Annotated in this window: 18 protein-coding genes; 9 read left to right on the forward strand and 9 right to left on the reverse strand. The window is 71.3% G+C overall.

What is annotated here, in order from left to right:
• The first annotated feature begins 481 nt into the window (after positions 1-481).
• Positions 482-2098, forward strand: a complete 1617-nt coding sequence (locus IM770_RS14220; protein ID WP_203581821.1) for a DEAD/DEAH box helicase — start codon at positions 482-484, stop codon at positions 2096-2098.
• 223 nt (positions 2099-2321) lie between these two features.
• Entirely contained in the window at positions 2322-2618 is a 297-nt protein-coding gene (locus IM770_RS14225) for a GIY-YIG nuclease family protein (protein ID WP_203581822.1), read from the forward strand.
• A 142-nt stretch (positions 2619-2760) separates the two neighbouring features.
• Here the strand turns inward: IM770_RS14225 and IM770_RS14230 are convergent, their stop codons facing one another.
• The 8 genes from IM770_RS14230 to IM770_RS14265 form a co-directional block, all read right to left on the reverse strand.
• On the reverse strand, positions 2761-4539 hold the full coding sequence (locus IM770_RS14230) for a GMC family oxidoreductase (RefSeq protein WP_307785471.1): 1779 nt from the start codon (positions 4537-4539) through the stop codon (positions 2761-2763).
• Positions 4536-6350, reverse strand: a complete 1815-nt coding sequence (locus tag IM770_RS14235; RefSeq protein WP_203581823.1) for an aldehyde dehydrogenase family protein — start codon at positions 6348-6350, stop codon at positions 4536-4538. The genes IM770_RS14230 and IM770_RS14235 overlap by 4 nt, the downstream gene beginning before the upstream one ends.
• 126 nt (positions 6351-6476) lie before the next feature.
• Positions 6477-8033: an MFS transporter gene (locus tag IM770_RS14240; protein ID WP_203581824.1), complete on the reverse strand. Its 1557-nt coding sequence runs from the start codon at positions 8031-8033 to the stop codon at positions 6477-6479.
• Between the two features lie 432 nt (positions 8034-8465).
• Positions 8466-9758, reverse strand: a complete 1293-nt coding sequence (locus IM770_RS14245; protein ID WP_203581825.1) for a kynureninase — start codon at positions 9756-9758, stop codon at positions 8466-8468.
• Positions 9745-10725 carry an amidohydrolase family protein gene (locus IM770_RS14250; RefSeq protein ID WP_203581826.1) on the reverse strand — a complete coding sequence of 327 codons (981 nt, stop codon included), beginning with the start codon at positions 10723-10725 and terminating at the stop codon, positions 9745-9747. Before IM770_RS14250 ends, IM770_RS14245 begins: the two co-directional genes overlap by 14 nt.
• Positions 10725-11573: a tryptophan 2,3-dioxygenase gene (gene kynA / locus IM770_RS14255; RefSeq protein ID WP_203581827.1), complete on the reverse strand. Its 849-nt coding sequence runs from the start codon at positions 11571-11573 to the stop codon at positions 10725-10727. The genes IM770_RS14250 and kynA overlap by 1 nt, the downstream gene beginning before the upstream one ends.
• Before the next feature lie 61 nt (positions 11574-11634).
• Entirely contained in the window at positions 11635-11910 is a 276-nt protein-coding gene (locus IM770_RS14260; RefSeq protein ID WP_203581828.1) for a glutaredoxin domain-containing protein, read from the reverse strand.
• Positions 11911-11984: 74 nt separating this feature from the next.
• Complete coding sequence (locus tag IM770_RS14265) at positions 11985-13442, reverse strand: M1 family metallopeptidase (protein ID WP_307785472.1); 1458 nt, start codon at positions 13440-13442, stop codon at positions 11985-11987.
• A gap of 157 nt (positions 13443-13599) precedes the next feature.
• On the opposite strand from IM770_RS14265, the gene IM770_RS14270 reads away from it, so the two are divergent.
• The gene (locus tag IM770_RS14270; RefSeq protein WP_203581830.1) at positions 13600-14757 is read left to right on the forward strand and encodes a glycosyltransferase; all 1158 of its coding nucleotides are present in this window, start codon (positions 13600-13602) and stop codon (positions 14755-14757) included.
• Between the two features lie 75 nt (positions 14758-14832).
• Here IM770_RS14270 and IM770_RS14275 read toward each other — a convergent pair whose 3' ends face one another.
• Positions 14833-15306, reverse strand: a complete 474-nt coding sequence (locus IM770_RS14275) for an FAD synthase family protein (protein WP_203581831.1) — start codon at positions 15304-15306, stop codon at positions 14833-14835.
• Positions 15307-15503: 197 nt separating this feature from the next.
• Here IM770_RS14275 and IM770_RS14280 point away from each other — a divergent pair, with 197 nt between their 5' ends.
• The 6 genes from IM770_RS14280 to IM770_RS14305 all read left to right on the forward strand — a co-directional run bounded on the left by IM770_RS14280 (position 15504) and on the right by IM770_RS14305 (position 25369).
• Positions 15504-16733: a polysaccharide biosynthesis protein gene (locus IM770_RS14280; RefSeq protein ID WP_203581832.1), complete on the forward strand. Its 1230-nt coding sequence runs from the start codon at positions 15504-15506 to the stop codon at positions 16731-16733.
• A 43-nt stretch (positions 16734-16776) separates the two neighbouring features.
• A complete protein-coding gene (locus IM770_RS14285) occupies positions 16777-18357 on the forward strand; it encodes a hypothetical protein (RefSeq protein ID WP_203581833.1) in 1581 nt (526 codons plus the stop codon).
• Complete coding sequence (locus IM770_RS14290; RefSeq protein WP_203581834.1) at positions 18344-19618, forward strand: O-antigen ligase family protein; 1275 nt, start codon at positions 18344-18346, stop codon at positions 19616-19618. The genes IM770_RS14285 and IM770_RS14290 overlap by 14 nt, the downstream gene beginning before the upstream one ends.
• 54 nt (positions 19619-19672) lie before the next feature.
• The gene (locus IM770_RS14295) at positions 19673-20329 is read left to right on the forward strand and encodes a hypothetical protein (RefSeq protein ID WP_203581835.1); all 657 of its coding nucleotides are present in this window, start codon (positions 19673-19675) and stop codon (positions 20327-20329) included.
• Between the two features lie 139 nt (positions 20330-20468).
• Positions 20469-24656: a LamG-like jellyroll fold domain-containing protein gene (locus tag IM770_RS18200; protein WP_203581836.1), complete on the forward strand. Its 4188-nt coding sequence runs from the start codon at positions 20469-20471 to the stop codon at positions 24654-24656.
• Positions 24657-24799: 143 nt separating this feature from the next.
• The gene (locus tag IM770_RS14305; RefSeq protein ID WP_372430679.1) at positions 24800-25369 is read left to right on the forward strand and encodes a CDP-alcohol phosphatidyltransferase family protein; all 570 of its coding nucleotides are present in this window, start codon (positions 24800-24802) and stop codon (positions 25367-25369) included.
• Positions 25370-25378 lie beyond the last annotated feature (9 nt).

Raw genomic sequence — 25378 nt, forward strand, 5'->3', positions numbered from 1 at the left:
GAAACGCCCCGGCGATCTCGAAACCTCCTGGCGTTTCGTCTGCGGGCGCCAGAGCGCCCTCCGCTCAACGACCGGGAGACCCGGTGCCGGTATCGGGCCGTTGAGCGAGCGAGGCGAACGTCCTCGCCCCCCCGGGTCTGGTCGTTGAGCGAGCGAGGAACGAGCGAGACGAAACGCCCCGGCGAGCCCGAAACCTCCTGGCGTTTCGTCTGCGGGCGCCAGAGCGCCCTCCGCTCAACGACCGACTTCCGGTCCCGTCCGCCCCGACGGGGCCGGCCGCACCGGCGAACGCCCAGGCGGGCCCTGATAGGGTGGTGGATCTTGCAGCGCTCCGTTGCGCTTCTCGCGTCGTAGAACGCTTCCCCTCCCGCCGCCGCCCGGCCCTCGCCGCGCGATGCCGGTGATGACTTTCGTACGGCGACCCGTGGGCGAGATCCGCCCCGGCCACCGACAGGGCACCACCGTGCCCGGAGATGTACCCATGACCGAAACCTCGTTCGGCGCGCTCGGCGTGCCGCAGCCCCTTGTCGACGCGCTCGCCGCGGGCGGCAAGACCACCGCGTTCCCGATCCAGGTCGACACGCTCCCCGACACGCTCGCCGGCCGCGACGTGCTCGGCCGCGGCAAGACCGGCTCGGGCAAGACCCTCGCCTTCTCGATCCCGATGGCCGCGCGCCTCGGCGGCAAGCTCGCCGGCGGCAACCGCCGCAAGGGCCGTCCGCTCGGCCTCGTGCTGGCGCCCACGCGCGAGCTCGCGACGCAGATCGACGCGACCCTGGCTCCCCTCGCCAAGGCGTACGGCCTCACGACGACCACCATCTTCGGCGGCGTGAACCAGAACCGCCAGGTGAACGCCCTCAACGCCGGCGTCGACATCGTCGTGGCCTGCCCGGGCCGCCTCGAAGACCTGATGAAGCAGGGCTTCGTGCACCTCGACGCCGTCGAGATCACCGTCATCGACGAGGCCGACCACATGGCCGACCTCGGCTTCCTGCCGGGCGTCACGCGCATCCTGAACGCCACGCCCGCCGGCGGCCAGCGCCTGCTGTTCAGCGCGACCCTCGACAACGGGGTCGACAAGCTCGTGAACCGCTTCCTGCAGAACGAGGTGCTGCACTCCGTCGACGAGGCGCACTCGCCCGTCGCCGCGATGACCCACCACGTCTTCACGCTCGCCGATGCCGACGCCAAGAAGGACGTCGTCAAGGCGCTCGCGTCGGGCATGGGCCGCCGCATCCTGTTCATGCGCACGAAGCACCAGGCCAAGAAGCTCGCGAAGCAGCTGACCGGTCAGGGCATCCCGGCGGTCGATCTGCACGGCAACCTCTCGCAGGCCGCCCGCGACCGCAACCTCGCGGCGTTCTCGTCGGGCGCCGTCAAGGTGCTCGTGGCGACGGATGTCGCCGCCCGCGGCGTGCACGTCGACGACGTCGAGCTCGTCATCCATGTCGATCCGCCGATGGAGCACAAGGCGTACCTGCACCGCTCGGGCCGCACGGCCCGTGCGGGGGCGGAGGGTGCCGTGGTCACGCTCGTGCTCCCCGAGCAGCGACGGGACGTCGCACAGCTGCTGCGCAAGGCCGCCATCTCGGTCGAGCCCATCGCCGTCACGGCGACCTCGTCCGAGGTCGTCGAGCTCGTCGGCCAGGTCGCGCCGTACGTGAAGCCGGTCCCCGTCGCCGAGACGCCGCGCGGCACCAGCCAGGGTGCGAACGCCCAGCGGAAGCGCGCTGCGCGCGAAGCGCGGGAGACGGATGCCGCCACCGCCGGCCGCCCGGGCGGCTCCGGTTCGGGCGGCGGCGGTCGCCGTCGTCGCGGCTCGGGCCAGGGCGGTTCGGCCCAGGGCGGTTCTGCCCAGGGCGCCGGCCGCCAGCAGGGTGCCGGCCGTCAGCAGGCGGGTCAGCGCCGGGATGCGGCATCCGCTCACGACAAGGCCTCGCACCAGCGGCACGACCAGAGCGCGGGCCACTCGCGTGCGGGTCAGCCCGCAGGCAACCCCCGCACCCCGGGCCGTCGCGCCTCGTCGTCGGGCACCGGCAAACTCATGGTCGGCTCGGTCGTCCGCCCCAACGGCACCAACCGCCGCGGCGGCCGCTGACCCGGCACTCACTGGTTCTGCAAACGCCCCGCCGCTTCCGCGGCGGGGCGTTTCCGCGTCCCCCCGGTCGTTGAGCGAGGGAGCGCCAGCGACCGAGACGAAACGCTCGAGGTTATCGAATGGCCTGCAACGGTATTCCTCCCCAGCCTTGCTCCCTGCTCGGTGATTCACAGATAGCTGGACTCTTGCCCGCGTCGACGTGATGCCCCGCGACACTGCAACAGTGGCGTTCCTCTATCTCCTCCGCTGTGCCGCCGGCACCTACTACGTGGGCAGCACCATCAACCTCACCCGGCGACTCGAACAGCACCGGGCAGGGGAAGGCGCCGCATACACGCGTCGCAGGCTCCCCGTCGAATTGGCGTGGCTAGGCGAGTTCGAGCGCATCGACGAGGCGTTCGCGTGGGAGAAGAGAATCCAGGGCTGGAGCCGCGCCAAGCGTGAGGCGTTCATGTCGGGAGGTCTCGAGGCCGTGACGGGGTGGAGCAAACGGGAGCGCGAGCGTCGTGCAAAGCCGTGAGGCGTTTCGTCTCGCTCGTTCCTCGCTCGCTCAACGACCGGGTGCGGGGTTCCGGTCGTTGAGCGAGTGGCGTCGGTGTATCGCCGCCGGGGCGCGCGTTTCGTCTCGCTTCGCTCGCTCAACGACCGGAGCACCGGCGGGGTCAGACGCGGCGGCGGAGGATGAGGTCGGCGGCGACCTCGCCGATGACGATCGACGGGGCATTGGTGTGGCCGCGGATCACGGTGGGCATGACCGAGGCGTCGGCGACGCGCAGGCCCGACACTCCGCGGACGCGGAGCTCGGGGTCGACGACGGATGCGGCATCCGTCCCCATTCGAGCCGTGCCGACGGGATGATAGAGGGTGTGCGAGTAGCGGCGGAGCGACAGCTCGGCGCGCTCGGCGGGCGTCAGGTCCTCGCCGTGCTCGGGGACCACCCAGCCGCCGGTCGTGATCTCGCGGAGCGCTGCGGTGTCGAGCAGGCGTTCGCATTCGGCGATGCCGGCCCGCAGCGTGGCGGCGTCGACGCCCTCGGCGTCGGACAGGTAGGCGGGATCGATCAGCGGCGCCGCCATCGGATCGGCCGACGCGAGGCGGATGGTGCCGCGGCTGAGCGGCCGCAGCAGGATCGCGGCCACCGTGAGTCCGTGCGCGGGCATCGGGGTCAGCCCCTCGCCGACGAAGGGCCCGGGGACGAAGATGATCTCGATGTCGGGGAGACCGTCGGGCACGCCGGCTGTATCGGCGACGGCGGTGCGCACGAACCCGTAGGCCTCTGCCGCGTTCGAGGTCAGCATCCCCTTCCGCGCGGTCAGGTACCTGACGAGCTCGACCGGTTTCGTGGCGTTGTACAGGGTGCCGCCCGCGGCGGCGGGCGCCAGGCCGGCGACGAGATGGTCCTGGAGGTTCGCGCCGACGTCCGGTGCATCGACCACCACGTCGATGCCGTGCTCGGCGAGGTGCGCGGCCGGGCCGATGCCGCTCAGCATGAGCAGCTGCGGCGTGTTGACCGCGCCGCCCGCCAGCACGACCTCGCGGCGCGCGCGGAGGTGCCGCGTGACGCCGCCGATGTCGACGTACACGCCGGTCGCCCGCGGCTCGGCCTCGTCGCTGCCGGTGGCGAACGTCACGCGCCGCACGTGCGCGTGCGTCACGACCTCGAGGTTCGGGCGCTTCTTCGCCGGCCGCAGGTACGCGTCCGCCGTCGAGGCGCGCGACCCGCGCCGCTGGCTCACCATGGTCTGCGAGAAGCCCTGGTCGGCGGGTAGATTCGGGGGGGTCAGCGGATGCCCCGCCTCGTGCGCCGCTGCCAGGAACGCGGCGGTGTGCGGCCGAGGGTCGCGCTGGTGCTCCACCGACTGCGGACCGTCCACGCCCTGAGTCGGGTCGGCGGGGTCGGCGGTGCGTTCCACGCGCCGGAAGTAGGGGACCAGGGCGTCCCACGACCACGTCGGGCCGGCGGCATCCGCCCACTCGTCGTAGTCGGCGGCGAAACCGCGAATCCACATCAGGGCGTTGAGCGACGACGACCCGCCCAGCGTCTTGCCGCGGGGCCAGTACACGGTGCGACCCTCGAGCTGAGGCTGCGGCACGGTGTCGTAGTTCCAGTCGAACGGCCCGCGGAACAGCTTCGAGAAGGCGGCGGGCACGCGCAGCTCGAGGGAGGTGTCGGGGCCGCCGGCCTCGAGCAGCAGCACCGAGACGTTCGGGTCGTCGCTCAGCCGGGCCGCGAGCGCAGCACCTGCCGACCCTGCGCCGACCACGATGTAGTCGGCCTCGAGACCGTCCGCACCGAATCCCGTCGCTCGGGCACGCGAACCCGGGCGACCCGACCCCGAGCCGCCGCGCCCGCGCGACCCCGAGCCGCCGCGCCCGCGCGACCCCGGGCCGCCGCGCGACCCCGAGCCGCCGCTCGCGCGGCGGCCGAACGCGGCGCTCACGCCTGCAGGGCCTTGGTCAGCGTCTTCACGAGTCCCGGAAGCTTGCCGTCGACGAGGTAGCGCGTCAGCCCGCCGCTCACTTCGGCGCCGGTGCGCGAGTTCACGAACCAGGGCGGCGTGGGCAGGATCGTCGCCTTCGCCGCGCGGCGGCGCCGGACGGTGTCGCCGACCGACCGCGGGAACGGCCGGAATGGTCCGCGTGCGACCGACCGCTCGACCCGATCGAGCAGCAGCGCGTTGTGAACGACTCCGATGCCGCTCGAGACGTCGGCGAGGGTCGCGCCCGGGAAGCCGCCCCACGTGAGGCGTGCGGTGGTGAAGATGAACGCCGTCCACGTGTTGATCGTGACCGCCCCGTAGCGCAGGTCGGCGATGGCCCGTTCGAAGCCGTCGCCGAGCGCCTCCTCGGTCGCGGGATCGATGAGGACGTTGGCGCCGAGGGTGCCCGCGAGCCGGTCGTTGGCGTGCGCGACCGCCGCGTCGAGGAACTCCTGCCCGGTGCCGGCGACCTCCGCGATGCCGAGGATCGGAGCGAAGTACTCGGTGGTCTCGACCGGTGCCGGCTCATCCCCGTCCACCCGCACGATCGCGCGGGTGCGGTCGGCCGACCATACGGCGCCGGGATACGCGGATGCCGCGTCCTCCAGCCGCTGCTCGCTCCGGGGATACCAGACCGGCCGCGGCGGCGCGGCGGCGTACGCGGCCTGCAGCTCGCGGAGGAACTCCTCGCGCTGCGGCCAGTCGGAGCTCACGATCACGACCTGGCCGGCGATGCAGTTGTGGCCGGCGTTGACCAGGCGCATGGTGGCGACGTGCGCGGCCTGGTACTTCAGGTCGGCGTCCGACCAGCGGCCAGGCACCACGATGATCGGCGAGACGCCGCCGAGCTCCGCCGTGATCGGGACGGTCAGCTGAGGGTCGTCCGATGCGCGGCGGGTCGCGGCATCCGTTCCCGTCCCCCACACGATCGCGTCGAAGGTCGCCGCCGATCCCGTGATGTGCACGTGCGAGAAGCCCGGGTGCGCCGTGAGGTAGGCGCCGGTCGCGGGGCCGCCGCGCACGATGCGCACGAAGCCGGGCTCGATGAGGGCCGCGAGCGCGCGCTCGAAGACCGGCACGAGCGCGTCCTGGGTCGGATTGACCTTCAGCAGCGCCACGCGGTTGTGCGCGAAGAGCTCGTAGAGCACGTCGCCGACGGGGATCGAGGTGACGTTGCCCGCGCCCAGCACGAGTCCCACGCCGCCGGGCTCGGTGGGGTGCAGCTGTCCGAGCCCCGCCGTGCGCCGGGCCTCGGCGGCGGTGACGCCGGGCTCGAACCACACCTCGCCGGTGAATCCCGAGAGCAGGAACTTCTCGGTGCCGTTCAGGGGGAAGGTGTGCGCCCGGAGCCGGCCGCCCGGCGCCTGGTCGAGCTTCACGCCGTCGAGCGGGCTCTTCCCGGCGGCGATCGCCTCGAGGGTCTCGCGCAGCGCGTCGAGGATTCCGATGATCGACCAGGGTCCGCCGAGCCACTCCTCTCCGGAGAGCGGATGCCCCGGCTCGAGGCCCTTCGACATCGTGGCGGCGTCCACCCATTCCTGGGCCACCGCTCCGACCGCGTCGCGCACACGCCCGAGCAGCCGCGCGCGCTGGTCGAGCGTGAGGGCGGTCCACACGCGGGAGCCGCGCCCGAGCTCGCCGACCGCGGCGTCGAGCGCCGCGCGCTCGTCCGCGGGGAGGGTCGTCGCGGCCGCGCGCTTCGCGGTCGACGTGCGCGGCTTCTTCGCGCTCTGGGCGGGCGTCGCCGGGGTTGCCGAGGAGGCGGGGGACATGTGTTCTCCTTCGAACTCGCACCCGCGACTCGGATCGGGTGAGTCCGTCTCGGGGCATCCTACGTCAACGGCCTCGGGCCGCGGCACGTGGTCTCATCCCACGTGCGACTCCGTCTCACCCCGACGTCAGTGGTCGACGTCGGCGCGGCGCAGCGGGTACCGCGCGAGCGTCACGAGGCTCAGGGCGATCAGGGCGGCCGGCACCAGGCTGAAGCTGACGACGATGCCCGTGATCGCGGCATCCGGCTGCTCCACCACCTGCCCGCCCACCGACGAGACGTACCCCGTCAGCGTGAGGATGAGGGTCAGCGTGGTCGCGCCGAGGGCGAACCCGACGGTCTCGCCGGCGGTCCAGATGCCGCTGAACGACCCCGCGCGGCCCGCCCCGTGCGTGCGCTCGTCGTGCGAGATCACATCGGGCAGCATCGCCATGGGCAGCGACTGCATGCCCGCGTACGCGATGCCGGCGATGCCGACGGGCACGTAGATCCAGTCGCCCGGTGCCCACAGCATGCCGAGGATCGACAGCGCGGCGACCGCGAACACGACGCTCGCGATCGCGAAGGTGCGCTCCTTGCCGAGGCGCCGCGCGGCGACGCCCCACGCGGGTGCCGCGAGCAGCGCCGGGGCGATGAGTGCGACGAACAGCAGCTCGACCGCCGCCTGCGAGTGCAGCACCCAGGTCGCGACGTACTGCGCTCCGGCGAGCATCAGGCCCGTCGCGAGCGCTTGCAGCACGAACGTCGAGAGCAGCAGCCGGAACGGACGGCTGCGCTGCAGCGCACGGATGCCCGACGCGAAGTGCTCCCGGACTCCCGACCCCGTCTCGCTCGTGGCGGCATCCCCGACGACTGCCGGGGCCTCGCCGCCGTCCGCCGGGGCTCCGCGTCCGTCCGCCGGTGAGGGTACAACCGGTCGCCGAGATGCGGGATGGTTCCCTCCCTCTCGTCCGTCAGCTGTACCCTCACCGAACGAGATCAGGCCCGAGGGCGAGGGCGAGGGCGACGGCGAGGGGACGGATGCCGCGGCGCGGGCGACGCCCGTGGCCACCAGCATCCCGATCCCGATCACCAGTCCGCAGACGACGCCCACGACGACGTACTGGACGAAGGGGTCGTCCGACACGCGGCGGAGCGCGGGTCCGCCGGCGCCGAACAGCAGGATCGCGAGGGTGAGCACCACCACCCGCCACGTCAGCAGCCGCGTGCGCTCGTCGTAGCGGGGTGTGAGCTCGGCGGGCAGGGCGATGTAGGGCACCTGGAAGAGGCTGAACGCGGTCGCCGTGAGCGTGAACGCGACCAGCACCCAGATGCCCGCGACGACCGGACCGAGCGACGGCGGCACCGCGAACGTCAGCGCGAACAGCACGGGCAGCGCGAGCGCTCCGATCAGCATGAGCCGACGGCGGCTGCCGTGACGGGCGAGGTCGCGGTCGGTGAGCGCCCCGATGACCGGGTCGATGACGACGTCCCACACCTTCGCGACGGTGATGACCGCGCCGGCCGCGAGCGCCGCGACGCCCAGCGAGTCGGTCAGGTAGTACGTGAGCACGAGCCCGGGCAGCGTGGCGAAGCCGCCGGTGCCGAGCGATCCGGTCGCGTAGCGCGCGATCGTGCCGCGGCTGAGACGGCCGACGGAGACGGATGCCGGAACCCCAGTCGCCGGCGGAGCCTCATTGCTCATCGCGCCAGTGTAGGTCAGCGGCGAAACGGCGTGAGCCCGCCTGTGGAGTGCGGGTGCTCAGCTTGGGTTGCTCGTCGGTGCGGGGCGTTTCGTCTCGCTCGTTCCTCGCTCGCTCAACGGCCGGGGCCCGCCGACGGGTCGTTGAGCGGAGGGCGCTCTGGCGCCCGCAGACGAAACGCGTCGGGGCTGCCCGTCGGTGCGGGGCGTTTCGTCTCGCTCGTTCCTCGCTCGCTCAACGGCCGGGGCTCGCGCCGACCGGTCGTTGAGCGGAGGGCGCTCTGGTGCCCGCAGACGAAACGCGTCGGGGCTGCCCGTCGGTGCGGGGCGTTTCGTCTCGCTCGTTCCTCGCTCGCTCAACGGCCGGGGCCCGCCGACCGGTCGTTGAGCGGAGGGCGCTCTGGCGCCCGCAGACGAAACGCGTCGGGGCGCGGGTCAGGACTCGGCGCGCACGGCCTCGGCGACCGCCTCGAGGCCGGCCAGGGTCTCGGCGAACGAGGTCGACAGCGGCGACAGGCCGATGCGCAGCCCGTCGGGGTCGCGGTAGTCGGGGATCACGTCCTGCCTCCACAGGCGCGCGGTGACCGCCCGCATCGCGGGGTGCGACAGGGTCAGGTGCCCGCCGCGGGCGTGCGGGTCTCGCGGCGAGGCCACGACCACCCCGAGGGGAGCGAGCAGCTCGTCCGAGACCTGCACCGCGAACTCGGTGAGGGCGATCGACTTGTCACGCACGGCCTGGATGCCCACCTCCTCGAGCAGGGCGACCGTGTCCTGCATGGCGAGCATGCCCACGATGGGCGGCGTGCCAGACAGGAAGCGGCGCATGCCGTCGGCGGGCCGGTACGACGGCCCCATCGCGAAGACGTCGGCGGCGCCCATCCAGCCCTGGATCGGCTGGGCGAGGCGATCCTGAAGACGCTCCGCCACGTAGGCGAAGGCCGGGGAGCCGGGCCCGCCGTTGAGGTACTTGTACGTGCAGCCGACCGCGAGATCGACCTGCCACGCGTCGGCCTCGACGGGCACGGAGCCGGCGGAGTGGCAGAGGTCCCACAGGATGAGCGCCCCCGCGTCGTGAGCGATGCGGGTCAGGGTCTCGGCATCCGCCAGATAGCCCGACCGGTACGCGACGTGCGACAGCAGCACGACCGCCGTCTCCGCGCCGACGGCGGCCCGCAGTGCATCGGCGGTGACGCCGCCGGCGAGGTCGACGTCGATCCACCGCACCCGACCGCCCCGCTCCGCGGCGATGCCCTCGACGAGGAAGCGGTCGGTGGGGAAATTGTCGCGGTCGACCACGATCTCGACCCGCGATGGATCGGCCGCCACGGCCGCGTCGAACGCCGCGCGCACGAGCTTGTAGAGCAGCACCGTGGTGGAGTCGCCGATGACCGTCTGACCGGGGGCGGCGCCGATCGCCGCGCGGCCGAGGGCGTCGCCGATGTCGAAGGGCAGCTGCATCCACGACTCGTCCCAGCCGCGGATGAGGCGGCCGCCCCATTCGTCGCGCGCGAACGCGGCGAGGCGCTCGACGCTCGCGCGCAGCGGGCGCCCGAGCGAGTTGCCGTCGAAGTACACCAGCGACGTCTCGGCGTCGACGAACGCGTCGCGGTGGGCGCGCAGCGGGTCGGCATCATCGAGGACGGATGCCGCAGCCGCGAGTCGCGCGTCAGCACCGGCGGCGGCGGAGCGCACGGCGGGGCGGGTGGTCACGGGGTCAGAGGTCGTCATGGACCAGCTCCTCGGTGGGGACGACGGTCGCGGCGCGCAGCCACTCGGGCACGTCGTCGAGTCGGGTCGGGGGCGCGCCGGGCACGAACGTGCTCACGCCCGACGGCCGCTCCGTCGCCGGCCACGGGTCCGCCATCGCGGCGACGAGCGCGGCACCGCGCACGCCGGCGCGGTCGAGCGCCGCGACCTCGGCGGGGTTGACGCCGACGGGCTGGTCGCCGTTGCCGAGGTCGGTGCCGTACAGCACACGCCCGCCCGCCGCCGCGAAGCCGGCGAGGTTCACGCGTGCGAACTCCGCGGCCTCGGCGTCCTCGTCGTGGATCGCGAGCGTCGAGATCCACACCTGACCCGCGGTGACGGCGTGGGCCGTGAGCGTGCGGCCGACGAACTCGCCGAACGGCGTGTGTGCGAACCCGTCGATGCCCGCGTCGAGCGCGAGACGCGGCATCCCGTCGCCCTCCGCGTGCGCGATGACGGGCAGCCCGCGTTCGCGCGCGACGTCCACCACGGCGCCGAGCGTCGCGGCGTCGAACACCGGGCCGGCGGTGCTGTTGAGCGAGATCTTGATGACGGATGCCCCGAACGACGCCTGCTCGTCCACCGCCGTGGCCGCGCCGCCGGGGACGCCCGGGTGCGTCGAGGGATCGGTGATCTCGCGCGCGATCTCGGGCGGCGCCCACGACCGCCCGACCGGATAGCCGCCCGGAGCGGTGAGGAAGGCGCCGGCATATGCCACGCGCGGAATGCCGTGGTTCTCGCGTCGTGCGAGTGCGACCGGGTCGCCGCCGAGGTCGACGACGCCGGCGATGCCGCCGGCGGCGAGGCCGGTCTCGTCGATGAGGTGCAGGTGCACGTGGTGGTCGGTGAACGGGGGCAGCGACACCCCGTGCTCACCCGTGATCGCGCGGCGGCAGAGGGCGGCCTCGGGGCCGAGCAGGGCGCGCAGCGCTTCGGGATCGTGCGACATCACAGCTCCGTCCGCACCGCATACAGCTCGGGGAAGAAGGTGAGGTCGAGCGCCCGCTGCAGGAACGGCACGCCGCTCGAGCCACCGGTGCCGGTCTTGAAGCCGATGATGCGCTCGACCGTCTTGAGGTGGCGGAAGCGCCAGAGCTGGAAGTTGTCCTCCAGGTCGACGAGCTCTTCGCACGTCTCGTACGCCGCCCAGTGCGTCTGCGGATCGCGGTAGATCTCGGTGAACACCGGCACGAGCTCGGGGGAGTAGGTCCAGGCGGCGGTGACGTCGCGCTCGAGCACCTCGGCGGGGATCGGGTAGCCGGAGCGCGCGAGCATCCGCAGGAACTCGTCGTAGAGGCTCGGCTGCTCGAGCGCGCTCTTCACAAGTTCGTGCGCGGACGGGTCCGAGGCGAAGACCCGCAGCATGCCGGCGTTCTTGTTGCCGAGGGTGAACTCGACGGCGCGGTACTGCGCGGACTGGAAGCCGCTCGCGTTGCCCAGCACGCCGCGGAACTGCCCGTACTCGGCGGGAGTGAGCGTCGCCAGCACCGACCACTGCTCGGTGAGCGTCTTCTGGATGTGCTTGACGCGCGCGATGCACTTGAGCGCCGGCGCGAGCTGGTCGTCGCGGAGCAGCCGGCACGCGGCGCCCAGCTCGTGGAGCACCAGCTTCAGCCACAGCTCGGTGGTCTGGTGCTGGACGATGAACAGCAGCTCGTCGTGGTGCTCGGGATCGCTGAGAGGGCGCTGCGCCGACAGCAGCGTCTCGAGGTCGAGGTAGCCGCCGTAGCTCATACGGTCCGCGAAGTCGGTGACGACGGATCCCTCGATCGCCCGGGTATTGCCTTCGACGCTCACGCGCTCAGCCTAATTCGGACGGATGCCGCGCCGTCAGGGCCAGGTGCGAACCGGACAGGCCTCAGATGAGGGAGAGCTCGCGGAGCTTGGCCTCGACGTCGGCGTTGGACGGCTCGACGTGGTGCGAGGCATCCGGATACACGACCACGGGGATGTTCGTGCGACCGGAGATGTCACGGGCGACGTCGGCGGCGGAGGGGTCGGCCACGAGGTCGACGTAGGTGTACGAGATGCCGAGCTCGTCGAGCTGCTTCTTGGTGCGGATGCAGTCGCGGCACCAGTCCGCGCCGAACATCGTGAGGGTGGACGGGGACGTGGGGGAGGTGGGGGAAGTCATCCTCTCCATTGTCCCCCGCCGATCCTGGGCAGGGGCCGGGCGCCCGCCGGGCGTCCGTCAGCGGCGAGTCGGGACTACCAGCTCGTGGGCTTGGGCGGCTGGTAGGCCCACACGTCGAAGAACGACGTGAGGTCCTGGCGCGAGATCTCCTCCGACAGGGCGATGAAGTCAGCGGTGGTCGCCGTGCCGCCGGAGAAGCGGGCCACCCACTCCTTGGCGACGTCGAAGAACGCATCGTCGCCGATCTTCACGCGAAGCGCGTGCAGCAGCGCGGCGCCGCGCGTGTACACCGGCGTGCCGAACAGCCCCGTGGGTCCGGGGTCGGCGAGCACGGTGTTCCATGGTGCCTGCGACGCCGAGGTCATCACCGCGTCGAACCGCGCCTGTGCGGTCAGCCCGCCGTTGTGCTCGGTCCAGAGCCACTCCGAATATGTGGCCCATCCTTCGTTGAGCCAGATGTCGGCCCAGCGACCCGGGCTCACCTGGTTGCCCATCCACTGGTGCGCCAGCTCGTGCGCCACGGTGCCGAGGCCCGCAGAGCCCGAGAAGAACGAGCGCGTCTGGGTCTCGAGGGCGTACCCCACGGAGTCGTTGTCGACGATGGCCCCGTACGAGACGAACGGGTAGTCGCCGTACAGGCCCTCGAAGAGCGTCAGCATCTCAGCCGTCCGCGCGAGATTGGCGTACTGGTTCGGCTGGCGCGTCACGTCGATGGCGTCGATGATCGGCGTTCCGTTGGGCGCGGTGTACTGCTGCAGCCGGAAGTTCCCGACGGTGGCCGTGGCGAGGTAGGCGGCCATGAGATCCGGCGCGTTCCACCGCCACGTCGTCTTGCCGTCCGCCGTCTCGGATCCCTCGAGCAGACCGTTCGCCACCGCCACGCTGCCCTCGGGCACGGTGATCTCGAACGTGTACGTGGCCTTGTCGGTCGGGTGGTCGCTGACGGGGAACCAGGTCGACGATCCGTCGGGCTCACTCACCACCATCGCGCCGTCGCGTGTCGTCACCCAGCCGTACAGCTCGCCCTCGATGTCGACCGGACGAGTCGTCGTCCCGCCGTACGAGACGACCACACTCGCCGCCTGGCCGGCCTTGAGCTTCGGGCGGGGGCTGACGACGAGCTCGTCGCCCTCGTGCGCGAACGCCATGCTCTTGCCGTCCACGACCACCGACGAGACGGTGAGCCCGCGCAGGTCGAGGTTGAAGCGGTCGAGGTCGGCGGTCGCGATGAGGTCGATCGTCGCGACTCCGGTGAGCTGTCCCTCCAGCGGCGCCGGCGCCGGAGCCGGAAGCGTGTAGTCGAGATCGAGGTCGTAGTGCTGCACGTCGTAGCCGCCGTTGCCGGCCAGCGGGAAGTACGGATCGCCGGCGCCGTCGGCCCCGGGCGCGTAGCGCGGTCCGGGTCCGTCGGGCGCGGCGGTGGCGGCGCCGGAGCCGGCGAGCGTGGCCAGCACCACCCCCGCGATCACGCCGCCGACGGCGATCGGCCGTGCGACTCTTCCAGACGGGCGGTGGATCAGGCGAGCGGGCACGGCATCCTCCCCGGAATTGCGAGCGTTATCGACGCCAGCATCGTCGCCTTTCCGCCGCGTGTCGAGACTTCGAGGCCGATCCGTCGTCCGCGTGGCCCCTCCCCGTCGAGGAATCCTCTTCACGATCCGTTCATCCCGCCGTGCGAGGATGATCGCGATGCAGCTGTCCATCGTCGTCCCGACGTACAACGAGGCTCCCAACATCGCGGAGCTCGTCCGGCGCGTCGCCGCCGCGGTGGCGAACCTCCCGGGCGACGTCGACGCCGAGATCCTGTTCGTCGACGACAGCACGGATGCCACGCCCGCCGCGGTCCGCGAGGCGGCGGCCACCGCCGCGCTGCCGGTGCGGCTCATCCACCGCGAGAAGCCCGAGGGCGGCCTCGGCGGGGCGGTGCTCGAGGGGCTGGCCGCTGCCCGGTCCGACGTGTGCCTCGTCATGGACGGCGACCTCCAGCACCCGCCCGAGGAGATCCCCGCCCTGTGGCGCCGGTTCTCGGCCGGAGACGTCGACGTCGTCATCGCTTCCCGGTACGCCGGGGGCGGAACGGCTCACGGTCTCGCCGACCGCACGCGGGTGCTCGTCTCGAAGGCCTCCACCTCGGTGACGCGCGCCATGTTCCCGATCCGGCTGCGGGATGTGACCGACCCGATGACCGGGTTCTTCCTCATCGACCGCCGCAGCGTCGACCAGGCGCTCCTCCGCCCGCGCGGCTTCAAGATCCTCCTCGAGATCCTCGCACGCCGCCCCATGCGGGTCGCCGAGGTTCCGTTCGACTTCGCCGACCGGCACGCCGGCGAGTCGAAGGCGTCGGTGCGGCAGGGCCTGCACTTCCTCGCGCAGCTGACCGCGCTGCGCTTCGGCAAGATGTCGCTCTTCGCCGTGATCGGCGGCCTCGGCGCCGTCGCCAACGTCGCGATCGTGTGGGCGCTCACGCAGCTCGGCGTGGACTACATCATCGCCGCGATCGTCGCCGCCGAGGCGACCATCATCGGCAACTTCCTGCTGCAGGAGCGCTTCGTCTTCGACGACATGCGCGAGAACGCGTCGGGCGTGTGGCTGCGCTTCGCCAAGTCGTTCACGTTCAACAACGCCGAGGCGCTCGTGCGCATCCCGATCGTGGCCCTCATGGTCTCGAGCGGCCACATCTCGGCGGTGGTCGCGACCGCGATCACGCTCGTGCTGGCGTTCTTCGTGCGTTTCCTCTTCCACTCGCTGGTCGTCTACGCGCCCCGCAAGCCGGGGGTCGAGCCGTCGCGTGCGCGCCGCATCCTGGAGGACATCGACGAAGAGGTCATGCAGCCCGGCGAGCTGTAGACGACGGATGCCGGGGGTCGCGGCATCCGTCATCCCCTGCGCGTGAGGGTGCCGCCCGCGCCGCCGCGTCCGAAGCTAGCCGTGCGTGACGGTGACGCCGTCCGGGAGCGCATCCTCGCGCGGATGCGTCGCGGCCATGATGTCCAGCGCGTGACGGAGGGCCGTGCTCGAGGTGTGCACCGTGTAGGGGAAGTAGACGACCTCGACACCCACCTCGGCGAACTCGCGCTCGAGGCGGGCTCCCTTCTCGGTGCCGCGCCAGTCGTCGCCCTTGAAGAAGTGCGTGAAGCGGAGCTGCCGCCACGTCTCGAGCTTGTCGGGCACGTCCTCGACGTGCACCTGGTCGACGTAGGTGATGCTCCGCACGATCTCGACGCGCTCGGCGGTCGGTATGACGGGCTCGACGTGTTTGACCAGCCGCAGCATCTCGTCGCTGACGACGCCCGCGATCAGGAAGTCGCAGTTCTCCTTCGCATGTCGGAGGACGTTGAGGTGTCCGACGTGGAAGAGGTCGAATGCCCCGGCGGCATAGCCGATGCGTACAGCCATGATTCCCCCATGTGACCCGCAGTGTCCCACACACCGGGTCTGTAGCGGTCACGATACCTCTCGCTTCCCCGGAACGGGAGGGGCATCGTCGGGATACGTGCGCACCATGACGCCACTCGCAGATCGGCTGATGGCGGTGGGGCGCGCGGGCGCATGCCTGGCAGGATGAGCCACGGATGCCGCGGAGAGGCGGGACGATGAGAAGCAAGGCCGTCGGTGCCGTCGCGGCGCAGTCGACGCAGGCGCTGATCAGCCTGACGCTGCAGATCATGGTGTCGCGGATCCTCGGCATCGCGGAATTCGGCCAGTTCGCGATCCTGTACGGCGTCATCGTCCTCGCGACCGCCGTCATCACGGGGCTGGTCGGAGACACGCTGATCGTCCTCGAGAGGTCACGCCGCAGCATCCGGGCGGCACTCGAAGGCATCCTCGCCGCCGTGACGGTCGCGGTGGCGGTCTTGGCGGGCTTCATCGCCTCGGTGACGGGGTTCGTCTCGACTCTCGAAGCCGTGGTCTTCGCGGCGGCGCTCGCCGTCTTCGCCGTCGAGGAGGTCGTGCGGCGCCTGCTGATGGCGTCCATGGCGTTCGGCCGCGTCATGGCGGCAGACCTGACGGGGTTCGCCATCGCGCTGATCGCCCTCGGCGCGGTATGGCTCGTTCGGCCGCTGACGCTCACTGCCTTCCTGGGTGCGATCGCGGCGGGGCAGGTCGTGGCGACGATCGTGGGATGGCTGCTGGTGCCGCGTGAAGACCGGTACCTGGTGGGGCTGCGAGGCGCGGACTACGCCGCCGTCTGGAAGTACGGCTCGTGGCGCGGCGTCCAGCAGACGCTCCGGCCGGCGATGTTCACGGTCACGCGGCTGCTCGTGCTGGGGTTCGCCGGACTGGTCGCCGTCGGCCAGCTCGAAGCGGCGCGGACGTACACGTCTCCGCTCATCCTCGTGGTGGGCGGGTTCTCGTCCTTCCTGTTCGTGCGGTTCGCGGGCAAGCGCCGGGAGGGCGCGGGCGGCTCGCTGCGCGAGGCGGATCTGACCGTCCTCGTGCTGCTCGGCCTCACCGTGGTGATGGGCGCCGTCGCGGTGCTCTGCGCGCCCTGGCTGGGGCCGCTCCTCTTCGGCGTGCCGCTCGATGTGGTCGCGGTCGTCGCCTGGATCGCGTACGGCACCTCCGTCGCGATGGTCACGCCGTACGGTGCGCTGAGCGCCGTGTCGGGGAGGCAGGCGGCGGTCTTCGGCATCCGTCTGGGCGACACCGTTCTCGGCCTGATCGCCGCGGCGCTGCTGCTCGCAGCGGGAGGAACGCCGTCCTGGGTGCCGATCGCGCTCGCGGTCGCGTCGCTCCTCGGCGGGATCGGCCTGCGCTGGCTCGCCGCGGCAGCGGATGAACCGCCCGTGCCGCGTTCTGATGACACTCCCCCCTCGGGGTGATATCATTCGTCCCTCACCTCGGCTGTCGAGTGGGGAGTAGACGGTGGAGGACGTTCCCTACGGGCGCATACTGCGTGAGGGCTGGCTGATCATGGTGATCGCCGCTCTCCTCGGCGGCGTGGCCGCCTTCGGCATCGCGAAGCTGCTGCCCGAGACGTACAGCGCGAATTCGACGCTCCTCCTTCAGGTCGAGTCGAGCGAGGCATCGCTGTTCGAGCGGAACCAGTTCAGCCTCGCGCGGATCAAGACGTACCCGGCGCTCGTCGACAGCCCGGACGTGGTCGACGGAGTGCGCGCCGACCTCGACCTGAGCGTCGACGCGTACAGCGACCGTGACATCCGCCGGATGCTGGTGGCCGAGAACGCCACCGACACCGTGCTGCTCACGATCCGGGCGGACGCTCCGACGGCATCCCTGGCGGCGGGCATGGCCAACTCGGCGGCACGCAACCTGTCGGAGTTCATCGAAGACACCGAGAACTCGGCGGGCGACGACCGCTACGACGTGAGCCTCGACCAGATGATCCCCGCCGTCGAGCCCGCCTCGCCGTCGTCGCCGCAGGTGCTCGCGATCACGGGGCTGGGCCTCATCGCCGGCTTCGCCCTCGGGGCGATCCTCGCGGTGTACCGGACGACCACGAATCGCCGGCTGCGGACCATCTCCGACGTGCGCCGGGCGGCGGGACTCTCGGTCGTGGGGCGGATCCCGCGCCGCCCGCGGCGCTCGCGCGCGCGGCGGCAGGGCCAGGAGGAAGTCGCGGAAGCGGCTGCCTACGCAGACGCGATCAACAGCCTGTTCGCGCTGGGCGGCACCGCGGTCTCGCGGTTCGTGCTGATCCCGGTCGCCGGTGCGATAGTCGACGGCTCGGTGCTGCAGGGCTTCCTCACCGCGTTCGCCGCCACCGGGCGACGGGCCTGCGTGCTCGACCTCCGCGGCGACACCGGCACGCCGGCGAACGCCCGCTCCCTGTCTGAACTGCTCGTGGGCGACGTGCCGCCGCGGACGCATCCCGCGCCACCTCATCCCGCACCGCCCCTCCCCGCGGCCGTATCGGACATCTACGCGATGACGACGGACATCCCGATGTCGACGCTCGAGAGCGAGGTGCCCGCCCTCGTGGTCAGCCTCGGCCTGGACTTCGACATCGTCCTGGTGGTCGCACCGCCCAGCGCGTCGGCGCTGGTCGAGGCGACGGCGCGCACGGGCGCGGGGGTCGTGCTCATCGTCCGGCACAACGCCACGTCGGCGACCGATCTCGTGGCGATCGCCACGAGGCTGCGCGTGATGGGCGTGCGCCCGCTCGGCGTGCTCATGACACACGTCGGCCCGCGTGACGTCGGCGTCGCGGCGGAGAGCTGGCGGGAGTCGGACCGCGTCGGAATCACCCCGACCGGGGCGCCGGAGCCGCGCGGAAGACACGACCTCGCCATCCCCGTGCCGTCGGAGGAGCCGATCACGCCCACCGATGCGCGCGACGCTCGGGATGCCGACGCCCCGGGGACCGCCCCAGGCGCCGTCGGGCCGGAGCCGACGTTCGGCGTCGACCCGGCGGGCGGGCTCGGCGGGGCATCGCCCGCACCGGCGTCCTATCGCGGGAGCCGCAAGGGCCGTGCTGCGCGCTGACCGCCCACCGCACGAGCACGGCGACGGCCGTCGCCCCAGCCGGCAGCGCGTCTTCATCGTCGGACTGCTCTTCGTCATGGTCATCCTGAGTGTCATCCCCTGGCGGAGCGACACGATCTACCAGGGCGGCGTCGATGCTGTCGTCGTCGGCAAGGCCGTCGTCGCTCTCTTCACGCTGGGTGCGGCGGTCATGCTGTGGATCCGCACGAGGGTCAGGATCCCGATCGGGCTCGGTCCGGCCGGCGTCCTCTGCGCGGTCCTGCTGGTCTCGCTGCTCGCCGCCCTCGTCGCCGGCAACGGCGTGCCCACCTTCGTGCTGGTCGTGCGGGTGCTCATCGCGATGGCGACGATCCTCCTCCTGCTGTCGTCGGTGCGGTGGGAGTTCGCGCTCGGCGGGCTCATGGGGGCGATGGCGTTCTGGGCGCTCATCGCCGCGGCGACGGGCGTCGGCTCGCTGCCGGCCGAAGGTCGCCTGGGCGGCGACGTGCCCGAGATCCATCCCAACGAGGTCGCGGGCCTCGCCGGGGCGCCGCTCGTCGCCCTGGTGGTGTGGATCCTGCGCACGAGGGCGCGTCCCTGGCGGGTGGCCCTCGCGGTCGTGCTCCTGGCCGTCGTCGTGGCGAGCGGATCGCGCACGGCCCTGCTCGGCGTCCTCATCGCGATCCTCGTCGCCTTCGTCGTGAACGGCGTCCACGATCGCGGCGTCGTCTATCTGCTCCTCGTGAGCCTGCCTGTCGCCTACGGCATCGTGTTCTTCACGGGGATCGTCGACAGCCTGGCGACCCGGGGCGGCTCGACGGATACGACCTCGGCGCTGGATGCCCGATTCGACGCGTGGCGCGTCGTGCTCGCGTGGGACTGGCGATCCTGGCAGAAGTGGATCGGGATGGGCCTGTCGGTCAAGAAGATCGCGGTCGACATCCGGTGGCGGGACGAGCAGGTGCTCGACAGCAGCTGGGCGTCCCTGCTCGCCCAGGCGGGACTCATCGGCACGATCCTCGTCGCCGGACTGGTCATCTGGTGTCTCATCGGTGCGCTGGTCTCGTCCTCGCGCCGCGGCGCGATCCTGCCCCTGCTCGTCCTGCTCGTGCTGCGGTCGACCACGGAGAGCGGGCTCGTCGACAGCGCGGTGCCGTTCGCACTCCTCGTCGTCATCGCCACGCTCCTCACGCGCCGATCCCGCCACGACGAAGACGGCGGCGTCGCCTCACCGCCTGTCGAGGACTCCCATCGACGGGCATTCGCCCGTGACTTAGGATGACCGTGATCACGCCGCTTGGGGAGGCGCGACGACCACGGTGCAAGGGATGCACTCATGTCTGACACTGACTCGTCATCCGACCGCCGCAACGGCTGGATGAGATGGCTCGGTCTCGGGGCGGTCGCGTTGCTGGCCGTCGTCGTCGTGGTCTGGGCGCTGCTGGCCACGCGCCCGGCCGCCGAGTCCTCGGCCCCGGTGCCCACCGTCAGCGAGACGCCGACGACCTCTCCGACGCCGACGACCCCGACACCGCAGCCCACCGAGTTCGAGACGCCGGAGCCCGGCGCGACCGAGCCGGTCACCAAGCCGGAGGAGGCGCCCGAGATCCCGCTCGATGCCCGCGCGACGGCGGGCGATGACGTCGTCGTCGAGGTGACCTCCATCGAGGCGGTGACCGCCGGACGCGACCTGCCGGGCGAGCAGAGCGGCGCCGCTCTGGCCGTCTCGGTGCGCATCACGAACAACGGCGATGAGGCCGTCGACACATCGGGATCGAACGTGAACCTCACCTTCGGCGGCGACGAGCGCGTTCCCGGCGCCGCGCTGACGGGGGACGAGACGGCGGACTGGCCCGCTTCCATCCCGCCAGGGGAGAACGCGACGGCGGTCTATCTCTTCTCACGATCCGGGGTTCCATCCGGCGAGATCCGTGTTATCGTCGACCTGCTGGCCACCGAGCCAGACGTCGTTTTCGTAGGGCCCGAACCCTGAGAACGCGACGCGCACTGGCCATCGAGCCAGATGTCGAGATCTCGGGACCCGAACCCTGAGACCGACGCACATTGGGGGAATGTAGTCGCTGGACTACACGGACGTAGTCCGAGCGACACCGCATCTGGGGAGATGTAGCGTGGGCGCCTTCACCACGACGCGCTTCGGCCGTACCCGCTCGGCGATCACCGCCGTTGCCACGACCATGGCAGTCATCATCGGTTCACTTGTCACACTGGCTCCGGCACGCGCCGACGTCAGCCCGCCGGAGGGTGTGCCGCCGACCCTCACCGCCGACGCCCTGCCGACGGTGCAGATCAACGGCATCGTGTGGGATCAGGCGATCGTGGGCAATACGGTCTATGCCGCCGGATCCTTCTCGAGCGCGCGCCCCGCGGGCGCCGCCGCCGGGACGAACGAGACGCCGCGCTCGAACCTGCTCGCCTACGACCTCACGACGGGTGCGCTGATCACGACGTTCGCGCCCACGATCAACGGCCAGGTGCGACAGGTCGAGGCGTCCCCGGATGGCTCGCGGCTGTACATCGTCGGCGACTTCACGATGGTCAACACCGCCGCGCGCAATCGCGTCGCCGCCTTCGATCTGCCGGGCGGCACGCTCGCGAGCTTCAATCCGAACTCGAACGGCGCGACGCTGGGCATCGACGCCACCGACACGACGGTCTACATCACGGGCACCTTCGGCCGGATGAGCAACCAGGATCGCTTCGGCGCGGCCGCCGTCACGCGCGCCGGTGCGCTCCTGCCCTGGGCTCCTGTGCTGGAGGGCCGGCAGGGGCGCGTCGTCGTGGTCTCCTCCGACGGCTCCAAGGTCGTCCTCGGCGGCAACTTCACGACACTCAACGGCAGCGGCAACCCGGGGTATGGACTCGCAATGGTCGACGCGACCAGCGGCGTGCTCCTTCCCTTCCAGACCAACGACGTCATCCGCAACGCGGGCAACGACGCAGCGATCCTCTCGCTCAAGTCCGACGGCGACGACATCTACGGCACCGGCTACGTCTTCGGCACCGGCGGCAACCTCGAGGGCAGCTTCCGCGCCTCGTGGAGCACCGGCCGGCTCACCTGGGTCAACGACTGCCACGGCGACCTCTACGACGTGCACCCCTTCGGCGAGGCCGTCTACCAGGCAGGGCATCCGCACTACTGCGGGAGCCTCGTCGACGGCTTCCCGCAGAGCGACCCCTGGACCTTCTATCGCGGCACGGCGGTGTCGAAGGCCGTCGAGCGGATCACCCCGTACGGCCTCAACCTCGGCTACTACGACTTCGGCGGCAATCCCGCCCCCCGGCTGCTCCACTGGTACCCGACGTTCAACGCGGCCAATGTGAGCGGCGCGTCCCAGGGCCCGTGGACGGTCTCGGCCAGCGGCGACTACGTCGTCTTCGGAGGCGAGTTCACGCGGGTCAACAACACCGGCCAGCAGGGGCTCGTGCGCTTCGCGATCCCGTCCAAGTCCACCAACGCGCAAGGACCGATCCTCTGGAACACGGCCTGGCCGGCGACGGCGCTGTCGCTGGGCGGATCCATCCGCGTCAGCTGGCCGCTGAACTACGACCGCGACAGCGAGTTCCTCAAGTACGAGGTGCTGCGCAACAACGTCGTGATCAAGACGTTCGAGAACGTCCGGTCCAAGTCTCCCGACTGGGGCCTTCCCCCGATGGCGTTCGTCGACACCAACGTGACCAGCGGAACGTCGTACACCTACCGCGTCCGCGCGACGGATGCCCAGAACCACTCGATCCTGGGCGGCACCGCAACCATCACGGCCTCCGGCACGACGACCGCAAGCGCCTATCGCGACGCGGTGCTCGCCGACACCCCGCTCGACTACTGGCCCCTGGACGACTCGTCACCCACGATCTCGTACGACTGGGCCGGTGCGTCCGACCTGGCGGTGCGCAGCGGAGTGACCCGGGGCGCCGATGGCGCGATCCTCGGCGACGCGCGTGACGCCTCTTCGTTCAACGGCGGCTCGCAGGGCTTCGCATCGACCACGAGCGCCATCGCAGGACCGAACACGTTCGGCCTGGAGGCGTGGTTCAAGACAACGACGACTTCGGGCGGCAAGATCCTCGGCTTCGGCAACAGTGCGACGGGCACGTCGAGCAACTACGACCGGCACATCTACATGGAGCCGAACGGGCGGATCACGTTCGGCGTCTGGATCGGATCCACGGCGACCGTGACCTCACCGGGCACGTACAACGACGGTCAATGGCACCATGTCACCGCCGGCGAGAGTGAGAGCGGTCTGGTCCTCTACGTGGACGGCGTCCGCGTCGGTCAGCGCACCGATGTGACCACGGCACAGCCCTACAACGGCTACTGGCGGGTCGGAGGCGACAGCCCCTGGTCGGGCGACGCCTTCTTCCGGGGCGACATCGACGAGGTGGCGATCTACGCGGCACCGCTTTCGAAGCAGCAGACGCAGGCGCACTACACCGCCTCGGGTCGCACGATCGCCGGGGCGACGCCGCCCCCGGCCGATGCGTACGGCCAGGCCGTGTACGCCCTCGAGCCTGCGCTGTACTGGCGCCTGAACGAGACGACCGGCAGCATCGCCGCGGACGCCTCGGGCTCGAACCAGCGGGGCACCTACTTCGGTGCGGTCAGCAAGGGTGCCGTCGGAGCACTGGTCGGCGTCAACGACAAGGCGGCCACCTTCGCCGGCGGACAGGTGATCAGCCAGGGCTCGTTCACCAACCCGCGCTCCTACTCGCTGGAGGCGTGGTTCAAGACGAGCACCACGACCGGCGGCAAGATCATCGGCTTCGGCAACAGCCCGGACGGCAACTCCTCGGGGTACGACCGGCACATCTACATGACGCCGGACGGCCACCTGATCTACGGGGTATGGGTCGGATTCACCGACACGCTGCAGACCTCGGGCTCGTACAACGACGGCCAATGGCACCACGTGGTCGCGACGCAGGGTCCTCCGGGCATGAGGCTCTACGTCGACGGCGCCCTGCAGGGCTCCAACGACCACACCGACGCGCAGGACTACACGGGCTACTGGCACGTGGGCGGCGACGTCACGTGGGGTCCCGGCGACTGGGAGTTCGACGGAGCGATCGACGAGGTCGCGGTGTACATGACCCCGATCCCGGCGGCCGACGTCGCCTCGCACTACACGCTGGGCTCCAACGCGCAGCCGCAGAACGCACCGCCGACGGCGAGCTTCGTCTCGTCGACGGCCAAGCTGCAGGCGAACGTCGATGCCTCGACCTCGACCGACGGCGACGGCACGATCACGGGCTACAGCTGGAACTGGGGCGACAACACGCCCACCGGTTCGGGGGTGACGGCCAGCCACACCTACGCGGCGGCGGGCGACTACGCCGTGACCCTGACGGTGACGGACGACGACGGCGCGACGGCGACCAAGACCGCCACGGTGACCGTGGCCGCGAACCAGCCGCCGTCAGCCTCGTTCACCGCGACCGCCACGAACCTCACGGTGGCCCTTGACGCCGGTGCGTCCAGCGATCCGGACGGGACCATCGCCACGTATGCGTGGAAGTACGGTGACGGCGCGACCGGTACGGGGGTGACGTCTTCCCGCACATATGCCACAGCGGGCACATACGTCGTCGAGCTCACGGTGACCGACGACAACGGGGCGACCAACAGCACCACCCGGTCCGTCACCGTCACCGCTCCGCCGGCCGGCACGCCGTTCGCCCTGGATGACTTCGGCCGTCCGAACGGGGCGCTCGGCACGGCTCCGACGGGCGGCGCGTGGACGCAGACGGCGGGCACGACCAACGTCGCCATCGAGAACGGGTCGGCGCGGTTCACGACGCAGTCGGCGGGTCAGACGCGCAGCGCCACCCTCAACACCGCCACATCGACCAGTACCGACCTGACCTTCTCGTTCACGACCCAGGCGACGCCGACCGGTGCGCGGATGTACATCTCCGCCCTCGGCCGCGTGGTCGGGGCGAACGACTACCGGGCCCGGTGGCTGATCGGTGCGAACGGCGCCGTCCAGGCGCAGCTGTCGCGCGGCGGCACCGTGATGGTGTGGCAGGACCTTCCCGCAGCGAACAACATCGTGCCGGGTGTGAAGTACAACGTCCGCCTGCAGGTGTTCGGCACGGGCACCACCACGATCCGGAGCAAGATCTGGGCACAGGGCGCCACCGAGCCGGTGGCGTGGCAGCTCACGACGACCGATACGACGGCGGCCCTGCAATCCGCCGGCTACACCGGGATGACGACGTACGCCGGCGGCGGGCTGTCGAGTCTCCCCTACATCGTCCTCTTCGACGACTATCGAGCGACGGGGGTCACGCCCTGAGCTTCACGGACTCGTACCAGCGCCTCGCGGCGGCTCAGAAGGGTCGCGCGCGGGGAGCCCCGGCGTACTCGGTCTACGTCAACCGGCCGGCGGGCCGGATCTTTGCGGCCGCCTCCCACTCGATCGGGCTCACGCCGAATCAGGTGTCGCTGATCAGCGCCGGATTCACGTTCACGGGGATCGCGCTGCTGGCTCTCGTGCCCGCGAGCCTGCCCCTCGGCGCGCTGGTGTGGCTGCTGCTCGCGGTCGGGTACGCGTGGGACAGCGCCGACGGCCAGGTCGCGCGGCTGCGAGGCGGCGGATCGCTCGCAGGGGAGTGGCTCGATCACATCCTGGACGCCGCGAAGCTCGTATCGCTCCACATCGCGGTCGCGATCGGGTGGTACCGGTTCTTCGACCTGGCGGACGTCGCATGGCTGCTCGTGCCGCTCGGATTCGCGGTCGTGTCGACCGTGACGTTCTTCGGCATGGTCCTCAACGATCTGCTCCGAGGAAAGCGCGGAGTGCCTCAGGCGGCCGAGTCCGGAGGCTCGTCTCCCGTGCGCTCTCTGCTGGGCCTGCCCATGGACTACGGCGTGTGGTGCCTGGCGTTCGTCTTCTGGGGCGCGACCGGGTGGTTCATGGCCGTGTACACGCTCCTGGCGCTGGCCGCGCTCGTGCATCTGGCGGCCGCCGTCATGGTGTGGTTCCGGAAGATGAAAGCCCTGGGATAGCTCGCCCTC

Origin of the sequence: Microbacterium hibisci, from assembly GCF_015278255.1 — a bacterium.
Taxonomy (GTDB): Bacteria; Actinomycetota; Actinomycetes; order Actinomycetales; family Microbacteriaceae; genus Microbacterium; species Microbacterium hibisci.